The sequence below is a fragment of the Mesorhizobium sp. M7A.F.Ca.US.008.03.1.1 genome (genome assembly GCF_003997495.1).
Lineage (GTDB): Bacteria > Pseudomonadota > Alphaproteobacteria > Rhizobiales > Rhizobiaceae > Mesorhizobium.
Genome location: NZ_RZRU01000009.1, coordinates 143,450 through 163,131, shown reverse-complemented (window position 1 = coordinate 163,131; position 19,682 = coordinate 143,450). Strand labels below are relative to the sequence as shown.

15 protein-coding genes and 1 pseudogene are annotated in these 19,682 nt (G+C 59.5%); 9 read left to right on the top strand and 7 right to left on the bottom strand.

Annotation, left to right across the window (positions count from 1 at the left end):
* Positions 1–15 precede the first annotated feature (15 nt).
* From argF to EOA16_RS14910, 3 genes are all read left to right on the top strand, one after another.
* Positions 16–1,017, top strand: a complete 1,002-nt coding sequence (gene argF, locus EOA16_RS14920; protein WP_127259064.1) for an ornithine carbamoyltransferase — start codon at positions 16–18, stop codon at positions 1,015–1,017.
* A gap of 1 nt (position 1,018) precedes the next feature.
* Positions 1,019–1,942 carry a carbamate kinase gene (gene arcC / locus EOA16_RS14915; RefSeq protein WP_127259062.1) on the top strand — a complete coding sequence of 308 codons (924 nt, stop codon included), beginning with the start codon at positions 1,019–1,021 and terminating at the stop codon, positions 1,940–1,942.
* A gap of 122 nt (positions 1,943–2,064) precedes the next feature.
* Complete coding sequence (locus EOA16_RS14910; protein ID WP_127259061.1) at positions 2,065–2,712, top strand: helix-turn-helix domain-containing protein; 648 nt, start codon at positions 2,065–2,067, stop codon at positions 2,710–2,712.
* A gap of 122 nt (positions 2,713–2,834) precedes the next feature.
* On the opposite strand, the gene EOA16_RS14905 is transcribed toward EOA16_RS14910, so the two are convergent.
* The 5 genes from EOA16_RS14905 to EOA16_RS14885 all read right to left on the bottom strand — a co-directional run bounded on the left by EOA16_RS14905 (position 2,835) and on the right by EOA16_RS14885 (position 9,579).
* Positions 2,835–4,676 carry a mechanosensitive ion channel domain-containing protein gene (locus EOA16_RS14905; protein ID WP_245455930.1) on the bottom strand — a complete coding sequence of 614 codons (1,842 nt, stop codon included), beginning with the start codon at positions 4,674–4,676 and terminating at the stop codon, positions 2,835–2,837.
* 67 nt (positions 4,677–4,743) lie between these two features.
* Complete coding sequence (locus EOA16_RS14900) at positions 4,744–5,976, bottom strand: alpha/beta hydrolase (protein ID WP_127259197.1); 1,233 nt, start codon at positions 5,974–5,976, stop codon at positions 4,744–4,746.
* A 68-nt stretch (positions 5,977–6,044) separates the two neighbouring features.
* On the bottom strand, positions 6,045–7,001 hold the full coding sequence (locus tag EOA16_RS14895; RefSeq protein ID WP_245455929.1) for a formylglycine-generating enzyme family protein: 957 nt from the start codon (positions 6,999–7,001) through the stop codon (positions 6,045–6,047).
* A gap of 79 nt (positions 7,002–7,080) precedes the next feature.
* Positions 7,081–8,586, bottom strand: a complete 1,506-nt coding sequence (locus tag EOA16_RS14890) for an arylsulfatase (RefSeq protein WP_127259058.1) — start codon at positions 8,584–8,586, stop codon at positions 7,081–7,083.
* A 168-nt stretch (positions 8,587–8,754) separates the two neighbouring features.
* Complete coding sequence (locus EOA16_RS14885) at positions 8,755–9,579, bottom strand: hypothetical protein (protein ID WP_127259056.1); 825 nt, start codon at positions 9,577–9,579, stop codon at positions 8,755–8,757.
* A gap of 880 nt (positions 9,580–10,459) precedes the next feature.
* Here EOA16_RS14885 and EOA16_RS14880 point away from each other — a divergent pair.
* Positions 10,460–11,434 carry a helix-turn-helix domain-containing protein gene (locus EOA16_RS14880; protein ID WP_164754272.1) on the top strand — a complete coding sequence of 325 codons (975 nt, stop codon included), beginning with the start codon at positions 10,460–10,462 and terminating at the stop codon, positions 11,432–11,434.
* Positions 11,435–11,774: 340 nt separating this feature from the next.
* Positions 11,775–12,044, top strand: coding sequence for a hypothetical protein (locus tag EOA16_RS14875; RefSeq protein ID WP_245455946.1), 270 nt, complete (start codon positions 11,775–11,777; stop codon positions 12,042–12,044).
* A gap of 75 nt (positions 12,045–12,119) precedes the next feature.
* On the opposite strand, the pseudogene EOA16_RS33635 reads toward EOA16_RS14875, so the two are convergent.
* A pseudogene (locus tag EOA16_RS33635) lies at positions 12,120–12,330 on the bottom strand (RidA family protein); the annotation flags it as partial.
* Between EOA16_RS33635 and EOA16_RS14865 the strand changes: the two are divergent.
* The 4 genes from EOA16_RS14865 (at position 12,272) to EOA16_RS14850 (ending at position 16,598) form a co-directional block, all read left to right on the top strand.
* Positions 12,272–12,562, top strand: coding sequence for a hypothetical protein (locus EOA16_RS14865; protein ID WP_127259050.1), 291 nt, complete (start codon positions 12,272–12,274; stop codon positions 12,560–12,562). The pseudogene EOA16_RS33635 and the gene EOA16_RS14865 overlap by 59 nt on opposite strands.
* Before the next feature lie 335 nt (positions 12,563–12,897).
* Positions 12,898–14,793, top strand: a complete 1,896-nt coding sequence (locus EOA16_RS14860) for a PAS domain S-box protein (protein ID WP_127259048.1) — start codon at positions 12,898–12,900, stop codon at positions 14,791–14,793.
* The gene (locus EOA16_RS14855; RefSeq protein WP_127259046.1) at positions 14,790–15,176 is read left to right on the top strand and encodes a response regulator; all 387 of its coding nucleotides are present in this window, start codon (positions 14,790–14,792) and stop codon (positions 15,174–15,176) included. The genes EOA16_RS14860 and EOA16_RS14855 overlap by 4 nt, the downstream gene beginning before the upstream one ends.
* Before the next feature lie 51 nt (positions 15,177–15,227).
* A complete protein-coding gene (locus tag EOA16_RS14850; protein ID WP_164754270.1) occupies positions 15,228–16,598 on the top strand; it encodes a sensor histidine kinase in 1,371 nt (456 codons plus the stop codon).
* 752 nt (positions 16,599–17,350) lie between these two features.
* On the opposite strand, the gene EOA16_RS14845 is transcribed toward EOA16_RS14850, so the two are convergent.
* Positions 17,351–19,333, bottom strand: coding sequence for a BTAD domain-containing putative transcriptional regulator (locus tag EOA16_RS14845; protein ID WP_127259043.1), 1,983 nt, complete (start codon positions 19,331–19,333; stop codon positions 17,351–17,353).
* Positions 19,334–19,682 lie beyond the last annotated feature (349 nt).

The window sequence follows — 19,682 nt, the reverse complement described above, 5'->3', positions numbered from 1 at the left end:
CGAGAGGAATTCCCGATGTCCATCAATCTTCATGGCCGCTCCGTCTTGACCCTGGACGATCTCACTGCGGAAGAGATCCGGTTTCTTCTCAAGCTCGCCGCCGACCTCAAGGCGGCCAAACTCGCCGGTCACGAAATCCCGCGGCTTGTCAGAAAGAACATCGCCCTGATCTTCGAAAAGGATTCGACGCGCACACGGACGGGGTTCGAAGTGGCGGCCTATGACCAGGGCGCCCACGTCACTTACTTCGGCCCCACCGGCAGCCATATCGGCCACAAGGAATCCATGAAGGACACGGCGCGCGTACTCGGCCGTATGTATGATGCGATCGAGTATCGTGGCTTTGGCCAGCACCAGGCCGAACTGCTTGCCACGTATGCGGGTGTGCCCGTCTACAACGGTCTCACCGACGAGGCGCACCCGACGCAGATCCTCGCTGATCTCATGACCATGCGTGAATTCACGCACAAGCATCTTTCGGACATGACCGTCGCCTTTGTCGGCGAGGGTCGGGATAATGTCGCACTGTCGCTGGCACTGGGGGCAGCCAAGATCGGTATCGACATGCGCATCGCTTCGCCAAAGGAGCTTTGGCCGGATGAGGAATTCTGCGCCCATGTCCGGGATCTGGCGGAACGCAGCGGTGGCCGTTTCCGGCTCGACGAAGACGTGAAGGGCTGTGTCCAGGACGCCGACTTTGTCTACACAGACGTGTGGATGTCGATGGGCGAGGACAAATCCGGCTGGGCCGAGCGCATTCGCCTTTTGACGCCCTATCGTGTCACCAGAGAAGTGATGGCTGCCACCGGCAACCCCCACATCAAATTCATGCATTGCCTGCCGGCATTCCACGACACCGCTACGGAGGTCGGCGCCTTCATCGAGAAGGAATACGGAATCGACTGTATGGAAGTCACGGACGAGGTGTTCGAGTCGGGTGCCTCAATCGTCTTCGACCAGGCCGAAAACCGGATGCATACGATCAAGGCTTTGCTCGTCGCCACGATCGGCAACTGAGATGCTTATCGTCGTTGCGCTCGGCGGAAACGCACTGCTACGCCGTGGAGAACCGATGACGGCCGGGAACCAGCGCGTCAACATCGTGCGCGCCGCGGCTGTATTGGCAAATCTGGTCGACGCAGGGCACTCGATCGTAGTCACGCACGGCAACGGTCCGCAGGTGGGACTTCTGGCCCTGCAGGCAGCGGCCACTTCGGATGGCCGGACATTTCCACTCGACGTGCTTGGCGCCGAAAGCGCAGGCATGATTGGCTATGTCATTGAACAGGAACTCGGCAACCTCCTCAAAGAGAGGCTTTTTGCGACCCTGCTGACCCAGGTGAGGGTCGATCCGCACGATCCTGCTTTCGCTCATCCGACGAAGCCAATCGGCCCGGTCTACGATCAGGCAACGGCCCGTGCGCTTGCCGAGGAACGCGGCTGGCAGATTGCGCCCGATGGCGACAAATGGCGCCGTGTTGTGCCCTCGCCCAGGCCGCTGGAGATCCTGGAAGCGTCCGTGATTTCCTTCCTCGTCGAACACGGTGTGATCGTCATCTGCACCGGCGGCGGCGGGGTTCCGGTAATAGCCCGGGACGATGGCAGCCTTTACGGCGTGGAGGCCGTTATCGACAAGGATCTGGCAAGTTCGCTTCTTGGGCGTCAATTGAAGGCCGACATGCTGCTGATGCTGACTGACGTCGACGCCGTTTATGTAGACTACGGAACAGCGACTGCTCGGGCGCTCCGGCGCGTGAGCCCCGGGGAAATATCTGAAAGAAATTTTCCAGCGGGCTCTATGGGGCCGAAGGTCCGTGCCGCAATCGAGTTCGCTAAAGCAATGGGCAAGCCTGCCGCCATCGGCAAGCTGGATGACGCCGTCAAAATTGTCAAAGGCGAGTGCGGAACGTGGTTCGAAGCCGGCGCGCCGCTTCACCCGTGATACCGATGTTTTCAACCGGACGTCCGCTCCGTCCTAAGTAGTTTCCCGTAGGGATATAACCGAATTTCGCGACCTGCGGATTCGCGCGATTGCTGTGTCACGGAACAACCGGGAAAACAGCCATGCACGCCTACACAGCCTCCAGGATTTCATTGTCGTCGCACTCTGCTCAGCCAAGCCTGCCGGACGCGTTCGACCCCGCGCCTCTGCAGCCGGTCAGCTTTTTTCCCGCCGGCGCGGAAATCTATGCCCAGGGTGAGAAGGCCGGTGCCTTCTATCAGGTGGAGTTCGGCGCCGTGCGCATCTACCGCCTGCTTGCCGACGGCCGCCGGCAGATCAGCGCCTTTCACCTGGCTGGAGAGACATTCGGCTTCGAGGCTGACACGACACATCATTTCTTTGCAGAGGCAATCAACGCGACCGCTGTCCGTGTCTTGCGACTCACTGCCGGCGCGGACATATCGCGCCAGCTGCTGCCCTTGGCGCTCAAGGGTTTGACCCGGGCCCAGGAACACCTGCTGGTTCTCGGTCGCCAGAACGCCATCGAACGCGTGGCTGCATTTCTTGTCGACATGGCGGAGCGCCAGGGCGGCTTGCGCCAGGTGGAACTGCCAATGTCGCGTATGGACATCGGTGACTATCTCGGCCTCACCATCGAGACCGTGTCACGGGTCTTCACCCGGCTGAAGGACAAGGGCGTCATCCGCTTGCTCAGCCTGCGCAGCATCGAGATCCTCAAAAACGACGCCCTCCACTGCATGAGCGAATGACGGGGCTTCGCACAACGCGCGGCAGCCGGGCTTCCCTCACCGTCTCAACACGCAGTGACATTTGGCTCTTGCGCTCGCTCCGTCCAATCGCTTGCCTACCATGCGCATGGCAAACCGCCGCTTTATCCTGTGAGACTAGACGTCAGCGGCTTTGCGACGGCCTGAATGCCGTTTTCCTGAAATGCCTGCTGCACGGCGATCAAGACGGCGCGGCGGATCATGAAGTTTCTGCCCGCTTTCGCCTTGAATTTAGCTCGGATGACCAGCGTGCCGTCCTCAACCTCGGCAATTCCCTGGCTCTTGAACGGCTCGAGCAGATCTCCAGCAAGTTCCGGGTTGGCCGAAATATCCTGGCCGATCTTCTTGAAAATCTTGCGAACTTTGTCGACATCGGTGTCGAATGCAACGCGAAAGGTCAGTTTCTCGATCATCCAGTCGCGGCTGAAATTCTGGATCTTGCCAATCGAGCCATAGGGGATTGTCGCCAAGGCACCGCGCTGATGGCGCAGGGAAACCGACCGGACCGAGATTTTTTCCACGGTTCCTTTGGCGCCTGACGTTTCGATATATTCGCCGAAGCGGAATGCATCGTCGATCAGGAAGAACAGCCCGGAGACCAGGTCCTTCACCAGCGTCTGCGAGCCGAAGCCGATGGCCAGCCCGAACACACTCATGCCGGCGATCAGCGGCCAGACATTGATCCCGATCGTCACCAGGATCGAGAGAAGCGCCAAGGCCAGAATGCTCGATTTGCCGACCGCGTTGAGCAGCGGCACCAGCGTGCCCAGCCGTGAACGCGGCGCACCCTGCACCTCCTCGTCACCCCCTACGGAGGGCAACTCCGCGCGCAAGGCACGAGCCGTCCCTGCCCCGACCACGTTCCAAAGAAACGCCGCCCCCAACATGATCAGCGCCACACCGGATGCGCCCTTGGCGACCTCTCTTAGATCTATGCCGAACCCGGCAGCCAGCGGTGTCGCCCATAGCGTTCCCAGCATGGCAACAATGATAGCCACGACGGTGAAGCGGGCGGTCTGTCGCCCTGCCGCTGCCAAGATCGAGATGTCAGGAGATTCGAAGCCGCGCTGCGCCCAGTTCCCGATCATTGCGTCGACATGCGGCGCGGCGAGAAACATCAACGCGGTCAGCAGAACGGTCGACCCACGAAGCGATGCTCCCAGGGTCACTGCGGTCTGAGCGCTGAGAAAGGTTGTTATCACGAACGCGACCACGATTGCCGGCCACATTTTGGCGAAACGGGTGCGCCAGCGGCTTCTGGGGCGCGGACCGGCGACGGCGGCTGCCATTGTGCGTCTGTGCCGCCATACCGCCCATGCAAACAGAAGGTAGATCGGAATTGCCGAGCCCGTTCGCAGCAGATCGTCCAAGGCCGGCCCGACGCTCCAGAGGCGCAACGTCGCAAGCAGCGTAACGGCGATGATTGCCAAGCCAATGGCAAGTGAGAGGTCGCGCACGAGCGCCACCAGATGGGCGGAGCGCTCTGCGAATTCGGTTCGCCGCGATGCCATCAAGAGCGATCTGACGGCGGCGAGAATGATGAAGCCGAGCACGGTCGCCACCGTCCAAAGGCGAAGGGTTTGCAAAGGCAGGCCAGAACCGGCCAGCAGCCGCGCGACGATGAAACCGACCACCAATGCCACCACGGTAGCCGCCACGCCTGCGAAGAATCTGCGCCATGCACTGCTTGTGACACTCGCCGTATTGAACCGCCAGGCGAGCAGGATGAAAACGCCCGCGACGAGCGCAACAATCAACACAATCTCGGACAGGAGGACAAGGAGAGATGTTCCCCCGGCCGCAAGCGAGGCCCTCAGGTTTTCAAGGTCGACCGGGACGTCGCTCAAAGCGGCAAACCGCGCGAACAGTCCGGAGACGAAACGCTCGGCTAGCTGTTCGAAGCCCGAAATCAACGAAGTAACGTCCGTTTCCGCCGTCGTGTCCACGTTTTCTCCCCTCAGCGCCTCGCCCGTAGTAGCCGACAAGTCCTGCGCGTCGGTTCTCCAGGACGGATCATTCGGTGGTCGCATCGCCCTTCAGGATCGTCTCCAGTTCGTCTGGCGCGGGTTTGTCCGCTTTCCCCTCGACTGTTGTAATGGGCGCACTTAACGTCGCTGCCGCGGCGTTGCCAACCGTGTCGACCGTGCCGGCAACCATCAGACCCAGCTTGTCACCAAGGCCTACTCGCGAGTCGGTCAGGATTTGACCGGAACCCAATTGGGCTCCCAACAGCTGCACGATTTCCGGGCTTTCGGCAAACTTGCTGTGGTTCAACCGATCGTCGGTCTTCACGTCGGTCAAATCGAGGACGGTTATTCCGGCTGCCTCCAGCTTCGATTTGTACGGCTCCTTTGACGGATCAGCCTGCCCAACCCGATCGACATTGCCTGCAATCAGGCGCGAGACCGCAAGCGCCCGATCGTTCCGTGAAACGGTGATCGTGAATTTCGGTTTTTTTGGTCCAAGTTCGGTCCACTGGCGACCAAAGACATCCACATCGAGGTCGGGAGACGCGAGGATAACGTTGCTGATCTTGGGCGAAACCTGCCCGTCCTCCAAAGCCATCTGCCTCAGCGATTCCATGGCGAGCCATGTTCCCATCGAATGGGCCATGACGGTAATGTCCGTCACGCCGCGGTCGTCCGCCAAAGCCTTCAATGTTCGCTCGAACGCCGTCCGTGAGAAATTTGCGCTTTCCTTGTCGTAGTTGTAGCCGAACACGCTCGCGCGTGAAGGCCACGTGAAAAGAATAGGCACGACCTTTGCTCGCGAGTCATGCACAAACTGCGCGAAGCGAAAAACCGAATCTTCGTAACGGTTGTTGAAGCCATGTACGAATACGAGAACACGGCCGTTCGAATTGTGAGAATGTAGCCAGTCGTGAGCCTCGGGAATCGAAAGGCTCTTCGCGGCAATGACAGCGAATTCCTTCTGGGGATTCGGCGGCAGCTTTTTCGGCCACTCGACCGTGCCGGGCGCACGGTTCGGCGGAATTGAAATGGTCAAGTCGGTCAAGGAAAGTGCCGGACTGCGCTCGCCTGTAAACAGCGTTGCCGGGTCGCCGGAAGGTTTGCGGCTGGTCGCCACCAACATTGTCACGTCCGATGCCGACGGTGAAACCAGATTCGCGGAAATCGGCGTAAGGACGCCTTCCGGCCCTCCTCCGCATGCCGTAAGCGTAAGAAGAAACAGAGCCGATATACTTCCCTTAGTCCGCCCATTAATTGAGATGGACTGCGACATCATTGTCAATTTACTTTCCCGCCGGATCTCTCGGCGCGATGAGGATCGCGTTGCGTGGGGGCAAGCGTCCATCAGGCTGGGCGCGCGATGCAGCGGAAGCCGAGATGGCAAGTGGACGTATCTACAGGCTGTGCCATGCGCGCGGCCGGCCGGTAGCGCCGACAGTAGCTGGGAGCGCAGAGGAAAGAGCCGCCTTTGGTGACCTTGCGTGGAATCGTGATATCGGGCGTCGCCGGATCGTAACTCGCGTCGCGCTGGCCGCCACGCGGGTTGGTCATCGTGCAGCAGGGGCTCTCGATCCGGCGGTGCTCCTGGTACCAGTCCACGGTCCACTGCCAGACATTGCCGGCCATGTCGAAGAGCCCATAGCCATTTGCCGGAAATGAACCGACCGGCGCGGTCCATTCATAGCCGTCCTCGCAGGCATTTTGGTACGGGAATTCGCCCTGGTACGTGTTGGCCATATGCTGGCCACCGGGGGTCAGTTCGGCGCCCCATACGAACTCGGCGCCATTCAGCCCGCCGCGGGCGGCGAACTCCCATTCGGCCTCGGTCGGCAGCGCCTTTCCCGCCCAGCTCGCATAGGCTTCCGCGTCCTCGTATGCGATGTGGACGACAGGATGGTTCTCGATGCCCTTGAGGCTGCTCGCGGGCCCGCGCGGATGCTGCCAGTTCGCTCCCCGGACATGGGCCCACCAGTTATAGTGATTGCTTCGATCGACGCCGCGCGCAGGCTTGACGAACAAGGCCGAAGCCGGTGCCAACGAATCGACGCTGGCTCCGGGATAATCCGCGGCATTCGCCGGACGCTCGGCCAGCGTGACGTAACCGGTCGCCTGCACAAAACGCCTGAACTCGCCAGTCGTGACCGTCATGCGATCCATCCAGAAGCCGCCGACGACAACGCGATGTGCCGGCGCCTCTTCCGGATAGTGGTGATTCGAGCCCATCAGGAATTCGCCGCCAGGAATCCACTCCATATCCGGGAATGGCGGGCTGCGCTCAGGCGCGGAACCGACATGTTCCATATCCCCTGTGGATAGCACAGCCGGGCTCGCGTCATTCATTGATTCTAGTTTCATGGAACTCCGGACCGATCTGGCGCGCCTAGTCTCCGACCTCATTAAACAACGAAGACGGATCGGCCGAGATCGGCGGCGCGCCGAAGGTCAGCTTGATCGCTTCCATCATCAGCAGTGGCGGCGCCATTTGTTTGGCGAGATCCACGATCTTCCCTTTCAGTTCCTTAACTTTATCGGGATTCTTCTCTGCCAGATTGGTACTTTCGGACTTATCGGCGGCAAGATCGAACAGTTCGACCCGCTCCAACACACCGGCCGACCAGACAAGCTTCATATCGCCTTCACGGATTGCTCCGCCAGTCGGGTCAACATTGTAGACTATCTCACTGCGAGGCGATGGCTTGCCTTCGCTGAGCGTGTCCCAGACATTCATGCCGTCGAACGGCTTGTTCTTGGTCGGTTTCGCCCCGGCGAGCGCGGCGAGAGTCGGATACATGTCGACAACATGGAGCATGCCACCGATATCGCCCGATTTGACCTTGCCTGGCCAATTGACAAGTCCGCAGACATGCGTCCCGCCTTCGTAAAGCGTGCCCTTGCCATCGCGGTACGGCCCGTTGTCCGCCGGCAGGTTGTTGCCAACCTTCGATTCGCCCGCGAACATGGCCGAACGGACGCCGCCATTGTCGCTTTGGAAGATGATTATAGTGTTGTCGCGCATTTTTTTCTTTTCGAGCGCTGCAACAACCCGGCCGATTTCGTCGTCCATGACAGAAATCATTGCGGAGTAGAGCCGGCGCTGCTCGTCGGCAACATGAGCATATTTTTTGATGTATTCTTCCGGTGCCTGATAAGGCGAATGCGGTGCAGTGAATGCCAGATACAAGAATAATGGCGCCTTCCCGTCATGTTTTTCGATTACTTTGGCGGCTTCCGTGCCGAACAGGGTGTTGTCGTAGCCTGGCTCCTTCACCGGCTTGTTGTTGCGATACCAGTCCATCACGCCATGGGACGCGTGCTTGAAATGATCGATTTCGCCAACCAGGGCGCCGTAGAACGAATCGAATCCCCGCTGACGCGGCCAGTATTCGGTCTTTGCGTGCCCCAGATGCCACTTGCCCACCATCGCCGTCTTGTATCCCGTGTCCTTGAGCATCTGCGGCAGGAGATACTCGTCGGTGGCAAGGCCGTAGCTGCCGCCCGACGGGATAACGCCCATCTGCAGCCCGTAGCGCAACGGATAGCGGCCAGTCATCAACGCCGCTCGAGTGGGCGTGCACATGGGCTGCGCATAGAACTGTTCCAGGCGCGCGCCTTCGGCGCCGAGCTTGTCGATGTTGGGCGTCTTGACGTCCGAGCCGTGAAAGCCCACGTCCTTCCAACCCTGGTCGTCGGAGATGATGTAGACGATGTTGGGCGGTGGTGGCTGGGCCGCTGCCTGCTGAACGCCGGCAAGGCCGGCGAGCGCGCCCGAAACGCCGACCGGTGCGGCAAATCGCGAAACGGCGGCCGCCGTACCGCCCATTAACGCGTCCCGCCGCGTGATTTTATTGATACCGGGTTCAGCCGGGACGTCTCGATCGTTGCTCATACTTTCCACCCTTCTCCCTACGGGTAAACACTCTTGCTGGCAAAAAACCCGTAATCAAAACCCGAAGTCCTCAGAACCAATTTTCTGCTTTCCGAGCCGATGCCTGCTCCGCCGTCACACGGCAGTCCGCGCTAAATGCACGCGCCGCGACGAAGCAACGGCTTCATGTCAATCCTCCATCGTTCCATGATGGGCAGCTGAGAATTGGTAGGTGAAACCCAACATAGGACCCTGCTGAGTGACATCATTCACGAAACCGTCGTGGCGATAGTTGTCGTGCACAGCCCGATAGCCAACGAACATGGACGACTTCTCGTTGAACTGGTAACCGGCGCCTCCCATCACGTCCCACATGGATTTGGATCCTGCGCCGAAGCCCCCGACGAGGCCCCAGCCGGCCAAGTAGAATCCATTGCCAACATTGGCCTTGAATTTGGCGCCGATCACCGGATCGACCCATGTATCGCCGTCACTGGCAGACGTGCCGTCAAATGCGCCACCGTGGAACTCGAATCGATTGTCTGCTGACCAGAGGCGGGCGCCGGCCACCAGATCGAAATTCGTGCCGTCTTGGTAATACACGCTGTAACCACCGAGCGCCGTGCCCATGAAAGTGGTGACCGTCGCATCGATATTGGAAGCGATAATTCCCCGGGGGGTGCCTATGTCGGCGTTGAGCCTAGCGTACACTATGTCTGTGCTGATGGTGAAACGCCCGTTGCGGGCTTCCGCAACCCCCATGAAGCCGAATCTCAGGTGTTGCAACACGTCGCTGAAGCTCACGTCCACATCTTGGGGCGGAAAGCCGAAGAGGCCGCTTTGGCCGTTGATTCCCGATGCCCAGAGATACGGGGCGGCAGTAAAGGTCCAACCTTCGTCCTGCTGGTTGATAGTCTCCGCTGCCGCCTTGGTAGTATCCGCTGCAAACGCATTGGCGGTATAAAGCGCCGACATTGCCGCCGCCCCCAAGGCAGCTAAACCAAATCTCTTCATAAACCCCCCGTTGTCCTTCTCGTCGGCCCGGCTACGCATGGCAAAGAATTCAGCGTCCCGCGCGCCCCGTCATATTCGGCGCAGTATCGGGCAACAGACGAACCCGCGCTTTGCGCTGGATCAACTTCGCTATGTGCATCGTAGCGCACGGAGCGTGCCACCCGCATTGTCGATCTCGTCATATCGCGGCTTCGATAGGGCGCTCGATGTCCCCGGCACCTGTCTAAAAGATATTCTCCGCCCATAGTCCCCACTCGCCGTTATCGGCGTTATTTGCGCGCTAATTGATCTCGCGCAATTTGCGATAAGATATACCTATACAATCGTCCTGCTATCCACTTTGCGCAAAGGACGCATTTTGACCTAATGGCCTTCATCGCCCTCGCAAAGGGACGTGCGGCTCAGCCCAGACGAGCTTGCCAGCGCAGCTTCTGGAATGCTGGTCAAGGTTGACAGGCTTTTCGGCCCACTGGGGGCGTCGCGCATCCGGCAACTCCAGTCCACCGGTAACTGCCGCACCTTCTTGCACCGGTCAGGAACTGGCGCCCGGACCATTTGGCGCTAGCGACCCGTGCGGACAAGCTCAACCCGGCGATTGATGGATCGGCCTTCGAGTGTGTCATGCCACCCTTGGGGTGTTCTCACCCTGGCCATCGGCGTCAAGCCGCGCTGCCGCGACGCCGCGTTTGACAAGCTCGGCCTTGATCGACGCCGGCATGCTGTTGAGGCAGCCCGCCATCAGCCGTCCGAGACTTCCGAGTCGATAATCTCCCACCAGCCGTCCGCCGGCCTTCGCCAATTTGATCGAGCGCAATTTTTTTCTATGAGCTATAGCTTATGTGTCCGCTACGCTATCCACTTTGCGCAAAGGACTTATCTTTTGACAAAACGGCCATCATTGCCTTCGTACAGGGACGTGGAGCTTGGCCCTGACGAGCTTACCAGCGCCGCCTCCGGTCTGCCCGTGAAGGTGGACCGGCTTTCGTCGGGCTGGCTTCCGTCGCGAATCCGGCAAATCCAGTCCCCGGGCAAATGGGCGCTTGACCTACCCGAATTTCATTGCGCCTTCCGCGCCGTTGGCGATTTCAGTCCGAGTTCCATCGCCCTTGTGTCAGTCCAGCGGGCCTGCGGGTCGACAATCTGCGGCATTCCGCTCAAGGACGACATGGTCGTGACGATCCCCGCCGGCACGACAGTGACGGCAACCATTCAGCCCGGACTCCGCTATGCGGCCGCCGTTGTTCCGACTGCCATCTGGGCGGAAATCCAGGCGCTTTCCACGGGAATGATCGAGGAGCAGGCGGCCGATCACCCCAGCGCCGTTCGGCTCGCGACCAGCCATGCACAAGCCATCCGGAATCAGATCGAGCCAATGGCAGACTGTTTCGCGGCAGCTTCAACCGATCCGATTCAACTAGAGCACCCTCCGCTCATGCTCGTCGAATATCTGGGAGCACTGGCTGACGCTCGTGCGGTCTCGGACCGTCATGAGCCTGGAATAACTCAGTCCGTAGGTCGGCATCTTCGCCAAGCCCGGGCTGCCGAAGATTTCATTCACGCCCACATTCAGGAAGAAATCCCAATCGTTCGGCTATGCAAGGAAATCGGCGTTAGCCGCAGACAAATGGAGTATGCCTTTCGGGCCACCTTCGGGGTAAGTCCGCTCGAATTCATCAGAGCGCTCCGCCTCAATGAAGCCAGGCGGCAACTGACCACTGCGCGCGCAAGCGGCTTAAGCGTCACAAGGGTGGCCATGGAGGTAGGGATCACCCACCTTGGGCGTTTCGCAGCGAGCTATCGCTCACTCTTTGGAGAGTCTCCCAAGGAAACGATCCATCGTGCCCGGCCATCATGACCGGCGCGCGAAAACCGCCGAATGACATGGAATCCCGGCATTGTGACGCCGAGGAATTGCATCATGGGCTGATCACCTCAATCGGATTTGCGCAATTCGGATAGCAGCTGCGTGCTAGAATTAGTATCTTCTAAATAGTTGAAAGAGCGCTGCCTCTGGCTCGCGTGGGGTCGAGGGAGTTGCGAATGCTTCAACTCGGATTCGGCGCAGACTTGCCTCGTGCGCCTGACCGCATGGATTGCGGATTCCACACGGACGCAATTGCTAGATTTTCTTGAGAGGACGGACAATGACTAGACTTAGCTTGAAGTTGACCGGCGCCGCCGGGATCGTCGTAATAATGTTTGCCGGTCTGCTCGATCCGATTGCGCCGTCCACCTCCTTCGTCGGTTACGCGCATGCGAGAGTGGGCCATCCACTCACGCCGGGCAGCGTCGCAGGCGTCGCGAGGCGGACCACACGCCGAACGATCCGCCGTTCGACTGTCTACGTGAGCAGGCTGCCCGCGGCCTGTGTGAAGACCTCGGTCAATGGCGCCGTGCTGTGGCACTGTGGCGGCGCCTATTATCAGTCGTACGGCGGACGTTACGTCGTCGTCCACATACAATGAATTGGGAACCGACATCGGTTTGTGAAGAGCCGGTATCCTGACGCGGCTCGCGCAACTTGCGCGGACCTACAGGGCGCCTGACAGCATTTCGGTCCCGAAGACCTTGACGAGCAGCTCGGACGCCCGTCGGCGACTTTCGGATGGTCCCGGAAATCGCCCGCCGTCGCGATGCAGACCCCGAGCTTGGCAACGCCAGTCACTATGTCGAGCGAGCCGAGATGCCCCTGATGGCAGACAAGGCGCTCAGAGTGGCGATCTCCGCAGCCTTTCGGCCGTCCTCGGCGGACCCTATTCAGACAAGATTGATCGATGCAAATGCGAACATATTGCACGTCACTCTCGATGAATTCGACGGTGACCGTGAGCTCAAGATCAAGTTCACCAAGATCTTGGATCTTCTTGCCGACGACCACGACAATATGGAAACGGTCGCTATCGAGACGGCCGCCAACATGACGGATTTTGAAGCTGTGAAGGTCGCGGATTTGATCTGCGACTTTTATTATGAGTTGACCTGATCCCGGGTGAACGCGCACCAAGATGCGAGCCTAGCGTCGGACGAGACATGAGTTAACCCGATTAAGCTGTCCGCGCTGGTATAAATGCAGGCGCTAGGCCTTGGTAGCGGTTGCTCGCAATGCAGGTCATCTAGCCCCTCCGGACTTGGCCGGACAACGGTCCGCCCCGGTAATGCAACGCTTGCCTTATGATCTGACCGTCAGCGTAGCTTAAGCCCCTGTGCGGATTATTGCGTTGAATGGGCCAAGCGGCCACATATTTGCGAACTGGAACCAAGATGGATCGTCTTCGTTATATGCCGTCGTGCTAATTTGTTCGCCAAGGAGGGGAGGCGATGCAGATACCGGGGGGCGAGAAACTCACGGAACGGGTGGATGAACTCAGCGCGCTTTACGTGCTGACAGACCGCCTGTATCGGGCAAGATCTAATCACGAAGCTTTCGAGGCTGGCCTGGATGCCATCCGCGATGGGCTCGGGTGTCGAAGGGCGTCCATGTTGCTTTTCGACGACGCAGGGGTAATGCGCTTCGTGGCGTGGCGTGGCCTATCCGATTCCTACCGACACGCGCTGGCGGGACATTCGCCTTGGAAAGCGGGCGAACGCAATGCGGAGCCGATCCTTGTAACGGACATCGCAGAGACCTCTGAACCGGCCAGCGTCAAAGACAGGATTGCCAGCGAAGGCATCGTCGGTTTGGCGTTCATTCCGTTGATGGCGCAAGGCGAAGTGGTGGGCAAGTTCATGACCTACTACGACCAGAAGCACTCCTTTGCCAGCCACGAGCTTGATCTTGCGATGACGATCGCCCGGCAGATCGGATTCTATCTTGAGCGGACCAGGGCGGAAGAGGCCCGCAAACTTACCGAAGATGAGTTGCGAGCATCCGAACAACAGTTCCGCCTGATGTCCGAACATGCGCCGGTCATGATCTGGACGTGTGACGCATCAGGTAAATGCACGAATTTGAACAGCATGCTGCGCGAGTTCTGGGGTGTCACGAGCGAGGAGATCCCGACCTTCAGTTGGCACCCGACCATCCATCCGGACGACGCTGCCGATATCGGAGCCCGGATGATGGAAGCGCTGACGACAAAGTCGAGTGTCACCGTCCAGGGTCGCTACAAGAACCGCAAGGGCCAGTACCGCACTCTGCTCACCGTCGCTCGCCCCCATTTTTCCGCCAAGGCCCAATTTCGCGGATTAATTGGGGTGAATGTCGACGTGACGGAAAGCGAACAGGCGGAAGCAGCACTACGCCACAGCGAGGAGCGATTTCGGTCGGCCGTGGAGGCAGCCCCCAGCGGCATGGTCATGACCGATGGGAACGGCCGGATTATCCTCGTCAATCTGCATGCCGAAGCCGTATTTGGCTATAAGCGGGAGGAGATGATAGGCCACGGCATCGAAATGTTGGTACCCGAGCAGTTTCGTAGTTCTCATCCTCTGTTCCGCGGCAAGTATGGAAAGCGCCCTCTGGCGCGACCGATGGGTGCGGGTAGAGACCTGTATGCCCGGCGCAAGGACGGAAGCGAAGTGCCGGTTGAGATTGGAATAAGCCCGATCCAGACGAGCGAAGGCTTGATGACACTCGCCTCGATCGTCGACATCAGCGAGCGAAAACGGTCAGAGACCCAGCGAGACCTGCTGATGGCTGAACTCAACCATCGTGTGAAGAACACGCTGGCGGTGGTCCAGGGAATCGCCCATCAGACCTTCAGGGGAACTGCTGCAACCGAGGCTCATGCCGCCTTTGAGGGTCGCCTCATGGCCCTCTCTGCCGCGCACAACATCCTGACCCAGACCAGCTGGGAGCATGCATCCTTGGACCAACTGGTTTCCGACAGTCTCCAGATCCGAGGCACGTTTGCCAACCGGGTCACAACGAGCGGGCCAGCCATTCGTTTGCAGCCGAACCAGGCCCTTTCCGTCGCACTAGCACTTCATGAGCTGCTGACCAACGCAGTTAAGTACGGTGCCCTTTCCAACGATGCCGGCAAAGTTTCGGTCGAGTGGGCTCGCACCGAAAATCCCAAGCCCCGGCTGAAGCTAATTTGGAGCGAGTTGGGCGGTCCCGCGGTGTCGGCTCCATCACAGCGGGGGTTTGGCTCGCGGCTGATTGTGGGAGGCCTGGCGGCCGATTTGGAGGCAGAAGTCGCAATGGAGTTTCAGCCCCAAGGGCTTGTTTGTAAAATTGATGCTCCGCTGCAGGAGGGGATACTCGCACAATGACGACACTGTTGGGCAGACGCGTCCTCCTGGTTGAAGATGAATCCCTGATTGCCATGATGGCCAACGATTTTCTCAACGACCTTGGGGTAGAGGTCATTGGTCCGGCCACGTCAATCGACGCCGCTTTGGACCTGATTTCGACCCATAATATCGACGCGGCCGTGCTCGACGTGAACATTCGCGGGGAGTTGAGCCACCGCGTGGCAGACGCCCTGAGAGAACGGCGCATCCCGATGGTATGTGCCACGGGCTACGGTCATGGCGCCGCTGACTTCGCCAAAGGTGCTCCGATCATCGACAAGCCCTACTCCAAGGAGAAACTGGCCAACTCGTTGCATTCCGCCCTGTCGGGACCCCAAGGATCAGGGAGCCCGTCAGCATGAGTTTCGGAACGAGACCAACATCGCGTAGTCTTGGTCTGTCTTGGGGGAACCGTGCGTCGGCCGATTGATAAGTTCCGCGATGATAATCTAAAGCTCAGGCTGGCTCTCCGCGCCGCCCCCCTAGGCATTTGGGACTGGAACCTCGAAACCAACGAGATGAGCTACTCGCCCCGGGCTCGGGTGATTTGCGGGTTTTCGCCGGACGAATCGATTACCATCGAGAAGGTTCGCGCCGTCACCCACCCAGCTGATTTACCTGTCACCAGCGAACAGGCCCGCATGGCGCTGGACCCTGAGATTAGGAACAACGAGCCCTACGAATATCGTCTCGTGCGGGCCGACACAGGCGAAATCCGTTGGGCTCTGGCCTACGGAGAGGTGGTGTTTCAACGCAGCGGCGACACCGTGAAAGCGGTGCGCTTCCTCGGCACCATCGAGGACATCACCGCTCGCAAGCAGGCGGAGAATGCGCTGCGAGAGGCTGAACTGAGACAACGACTGGCCATAGATGCCGCCAGAATGGCGGTGTGGGAACTGGATGTGCCGGCGGACCGCTTGATGGTCACCCCAGAGCTCAACCGTATGTTCGGCCTGGCGGAGGATGCATGTCCGACCGTTGCCGAGCTTCGGACCTTGCTGGCTCCAGGCGACCTTGAGAGGATCATGGAAATCCGAAGCCGCGCAGCCGACGTCGCTGATCCGTACTTTGAGGCAGAATTCCGTTGCCGATTTCCCGATGGTTCATTGCGCTGGAGACTGCTTCGGGCAGAGGTGCAACATTCTCCTGCTGGCGAGCCGCAGCGGATTATCGGCGTCTTGATGGATATCGACGAGCGCAAGCGCGGCGACGAACAGAAGCACTTGCTGCTGCGCGAGGTCCATCATCGTGTGAAGAATTCGCTCAGCGTCATCCAGGCGCTTGCAACCCAGTCGTTCGGACGAGGAGCTGCCAATCCAACCGCGCTGAACGGGTTTCTGGGCAGACTCGCTGCGTTGGCCAAGGCGACTGATCTGGCTGTTGCTCAACAGGGAGAACCCTTTAGCCTGACTGACCTGATCGTCGGTGTGGCGGAACCCTTCCAGTCCCCGAACAGATTCGACCTTCGCGGCGAGGACATCAAGCTGCCGGCGCGCATGAATGTGCCGCTAGCGCTCGTCTTCAACGAGCTTTGCACCAATGCTGCCAAGTTCGGCGCACTTTCCAACGCGGAAGGAAGGGTCGGTATCCGATGGGAGACCACGGCCAGGGGGCTCGAGGTCCATTGGCAGGAGAGCGGCGGCCCCCCTGTTCCTCCGAAGCTCGGCCGAGGGTTTGGCTTGAGACTGATCCTGGATGTGTTGCCTGTAGAGTTTGGTAGCGCGCAAATTGACCCGCTACCTTCCGGAATTTCCTGCCACATTCTTATTGCCACTCCCGGCTAGTCGGGGCGAAGAAGGAGCGCCGTGACCTTGAAATCCGGGTTAGGTGCAACCAATAGACATGGTCGCGTTGACAGCAACCGATTGCCGCCGAACGCGCTTGATTGATTGAGCGCTCTACCGACTCGAACCCAGATGAGTGTCTCGATCAAGTTTGCGCCAGTGCCAACCCATGCATCCCAACTTCTGTCATAAACGCGCGCAATTCGTATGGAGGCGCAAGGCAGGAAGTTCGGAAAGCTTCCAAGCACCCGAGGCAAATTGGATGCCGCGCGGACAATGAGCTCACGGATATCCCAGCGAACATCCGCATTTGAGCGGTCAATATCGTCGGCAGAAGCGTGTCCGAAAAGGGCTGTCGGCGGCTCCGTCGTGGGAACGAAAAAAGAAGAGAAGCAGAACTTTCGTGTGCGATTTTTGCACACGCCATCTCGTAACTAGCTGATTATATTGAAGTATCTTCCCCATCCATCATCGGGGCTATGGCTATCCTAAACCTTTGATAATCTTGCATTTTCATAACTTCAATAGGTTGAATCGCGTCGTACGGACTCTACCGTGTGCCATGATAGGCCGCCGCCGCAAATCGGCGGATGACCTGGCCGGCGCGACGGCGTGCGGCGCCGAATACCTCAATCGCAGGGTAGCGTATAGGTCGACCGGGCCGGAATTGCCAAAGTGTCATCTGCTTTCGATGCCTGGGCGGAGGACGGAACCCTCCAGCTTCGTATGACGGTGTCTGCGCCGATGAGTGGCTAGGAACTGGGAAGGCCAGCCCTCGACAGCATCTCAAGGAACCGGGAATGGTGATGATCCTTCACATAGCGCGGCACAAAGCCAGGGCAGACATTGCTCAGATTGAGATGCGGAAGTTGTGACAGGCAATGGTGGATGGCCCGGGACGCTTCTTCGTTGTTTCCGGTGGCCGACGCGGTCGCGGCCCAATAAAGGGCGCCGCGAACGAAGCCCGGCTTTGTCCTGACCACTTTGCGGGCGGCTTCGAGCGCCCGCTGGTTGTCTCCGCCAGCGAAGAGCGCCACAACCAGGCCGTGGTGGCGCCAGAAGTCGATGACATCGTGCGTTCCGAGCCGGATTGCTTCGTTGGCCTCGCGCACCGCTTCGTCGACCTGTCCGCGCAACGCAAAGAGCATCGAAATATCGCCGTGGCCAGTCGGGTAGCTTGGGTTGAGGCTGATCGCGTGACGGCATTCGGCGATCGCTTCGTCGATACGACCGCAACTTTCGAGAGCGAACGACAAGATACATCGGGCAATTTCATCGTCCGGCACCGCCCGCACCGCGGCTTCCGCAAGCTCGACCGCACGCTCGATCACCCCACTCTCCCGAGGCAGCGCGCCAAACGCTACGCCCATGGATATTATGATCGAGAGCGTCCGCTTTGCACGGGCATTATCGGGACCTATCGAGAAAGCCCTCTCGGCAAGCTCTATCCCGACCAAAAGCGAGTCCCGAGTCATCTCAAAATATTTCATGAGGGCTTCGTTCACCAGCCTGCGCACTTCAGGGGTACCCGGAGGGCTTTTGTCTCGAACCTTCCAGTTGGTCAGTTGAAGTTCGAGGATCACGGCAAGAACAACAGACTGCGCGATCCTGTCCTGGAATTCGAGCGCGTTCTCGGAGTGGCCGTCGAACTTCTGGGCCCAGACGTGGTGGCCGCCGGCGGCATCAACGAGTTGGACATTCACCCTCAGCCCATTGCCGGATCTCTGGACGCTGCCGCTGAGCATATATCGCGCCCGGAGTATCCCCGGCGTCTTGATTTCTTCGCCTGGGCCGCTCTTCTCGGGCGGAAGCGCGGCGAGCACGACATAGTCGGCCACTTCGGAGAGAGCCGTCGTGATGTCCTGAACAAGTCCCTTGGCGAAAAAGTCGTCGCCCTGCTTTCCGGTCAGATTGACGAAGTCGGCAACGCTGATGGACGGACGCCCAAGGCGCTGGCTGGCCGGAACACCACTTGTCGACTGCATATTTGAGGCGTCGTCGGCGGCAAGCAACAGAGATTGCCAAAGCGCCCGCGTTTCAGGGCCGGCTTCGACGCCGAACTCCTTCTTCAGCATGCTTCTGCAAGCTTCGTATGTCCTGATTGCCCTGTCGCGTTGGCCACATGCGAGCAGCAATTCCATCTTGAGCCGATAGGATTCTTCTCGAGTCGGTTCCATGGCCAGAATACGATCGGCCAGGATCAGCCCGGCATCGGGGTCGACGAGACGGGCCAGTTTTTCGAAGGACTCAAGCGCGCGGCCGAGCAGCCTGTCGCGTTCCGATGTGATCCAGTCATCGAACGCATTGCTTCCCAGATAAAGCCCGTCGAGGAAGGGCCCGGTGTAGTTCGCCAAGGCCTTCGCGAGGTCCTGAGCGGAACGGGCCGAGAGACCCGTTTCGAACTTCTCCACGTCGACTTGAACCGCCTCTGGCCTCAGGGCGATCAACTCCCCGCTGGAATGGATGAGGTCCACCCCCTCTCGCGCCAGATCCTGGCGCAGGACACTGAGGGCTTGCCGAAGGCTGTTGCGAGAATGTTCGCCGTCGCTGTCGCCCCATAGGAGGTCAGCCAGCCTCTCCCGCGTCGCCGCCATGCCCGGACATCGGGCCAGATAGGCGATGATTGCCGGCCCTCGTTTCCCGGTCAGCCGAAGCGGACCGGCCGTTTCATTTTCAATCCGGAAACCGCCGAAGAGTGAGATTCTATTTGCAGCGCTGCTGTCCTCACTTTGCATTTGCTGTCCCAGCCTGACGAAATCCTAACTCAAAACTAACGCTTCGCAACAGTCGGCCTTGGCGCTCAAGCGCTGCCGTAACGGCAGGCTATTTAGGCTTTGCTAAATTAAGGTGACCAAGTCAACGAAAGGCTTGGTCCGAGGGGGACGCGTGTCCAGGACAAGAGCCAATTTGCTGCTGCTATTTGCAGCCGCTTTGTGGGGCTTCGGCAATGTCTCGCAAAAGATGGTGCTTGTACATCTCGACGCGCTGAGCGCGGTGGGTCTGCGCTGCCTGATCGGCGGGCTGCTTGTGCTCCCCTTTGTCTTGATGGAGAGGCGGCTTCCGATCAGGCTGGACCATTTTTTC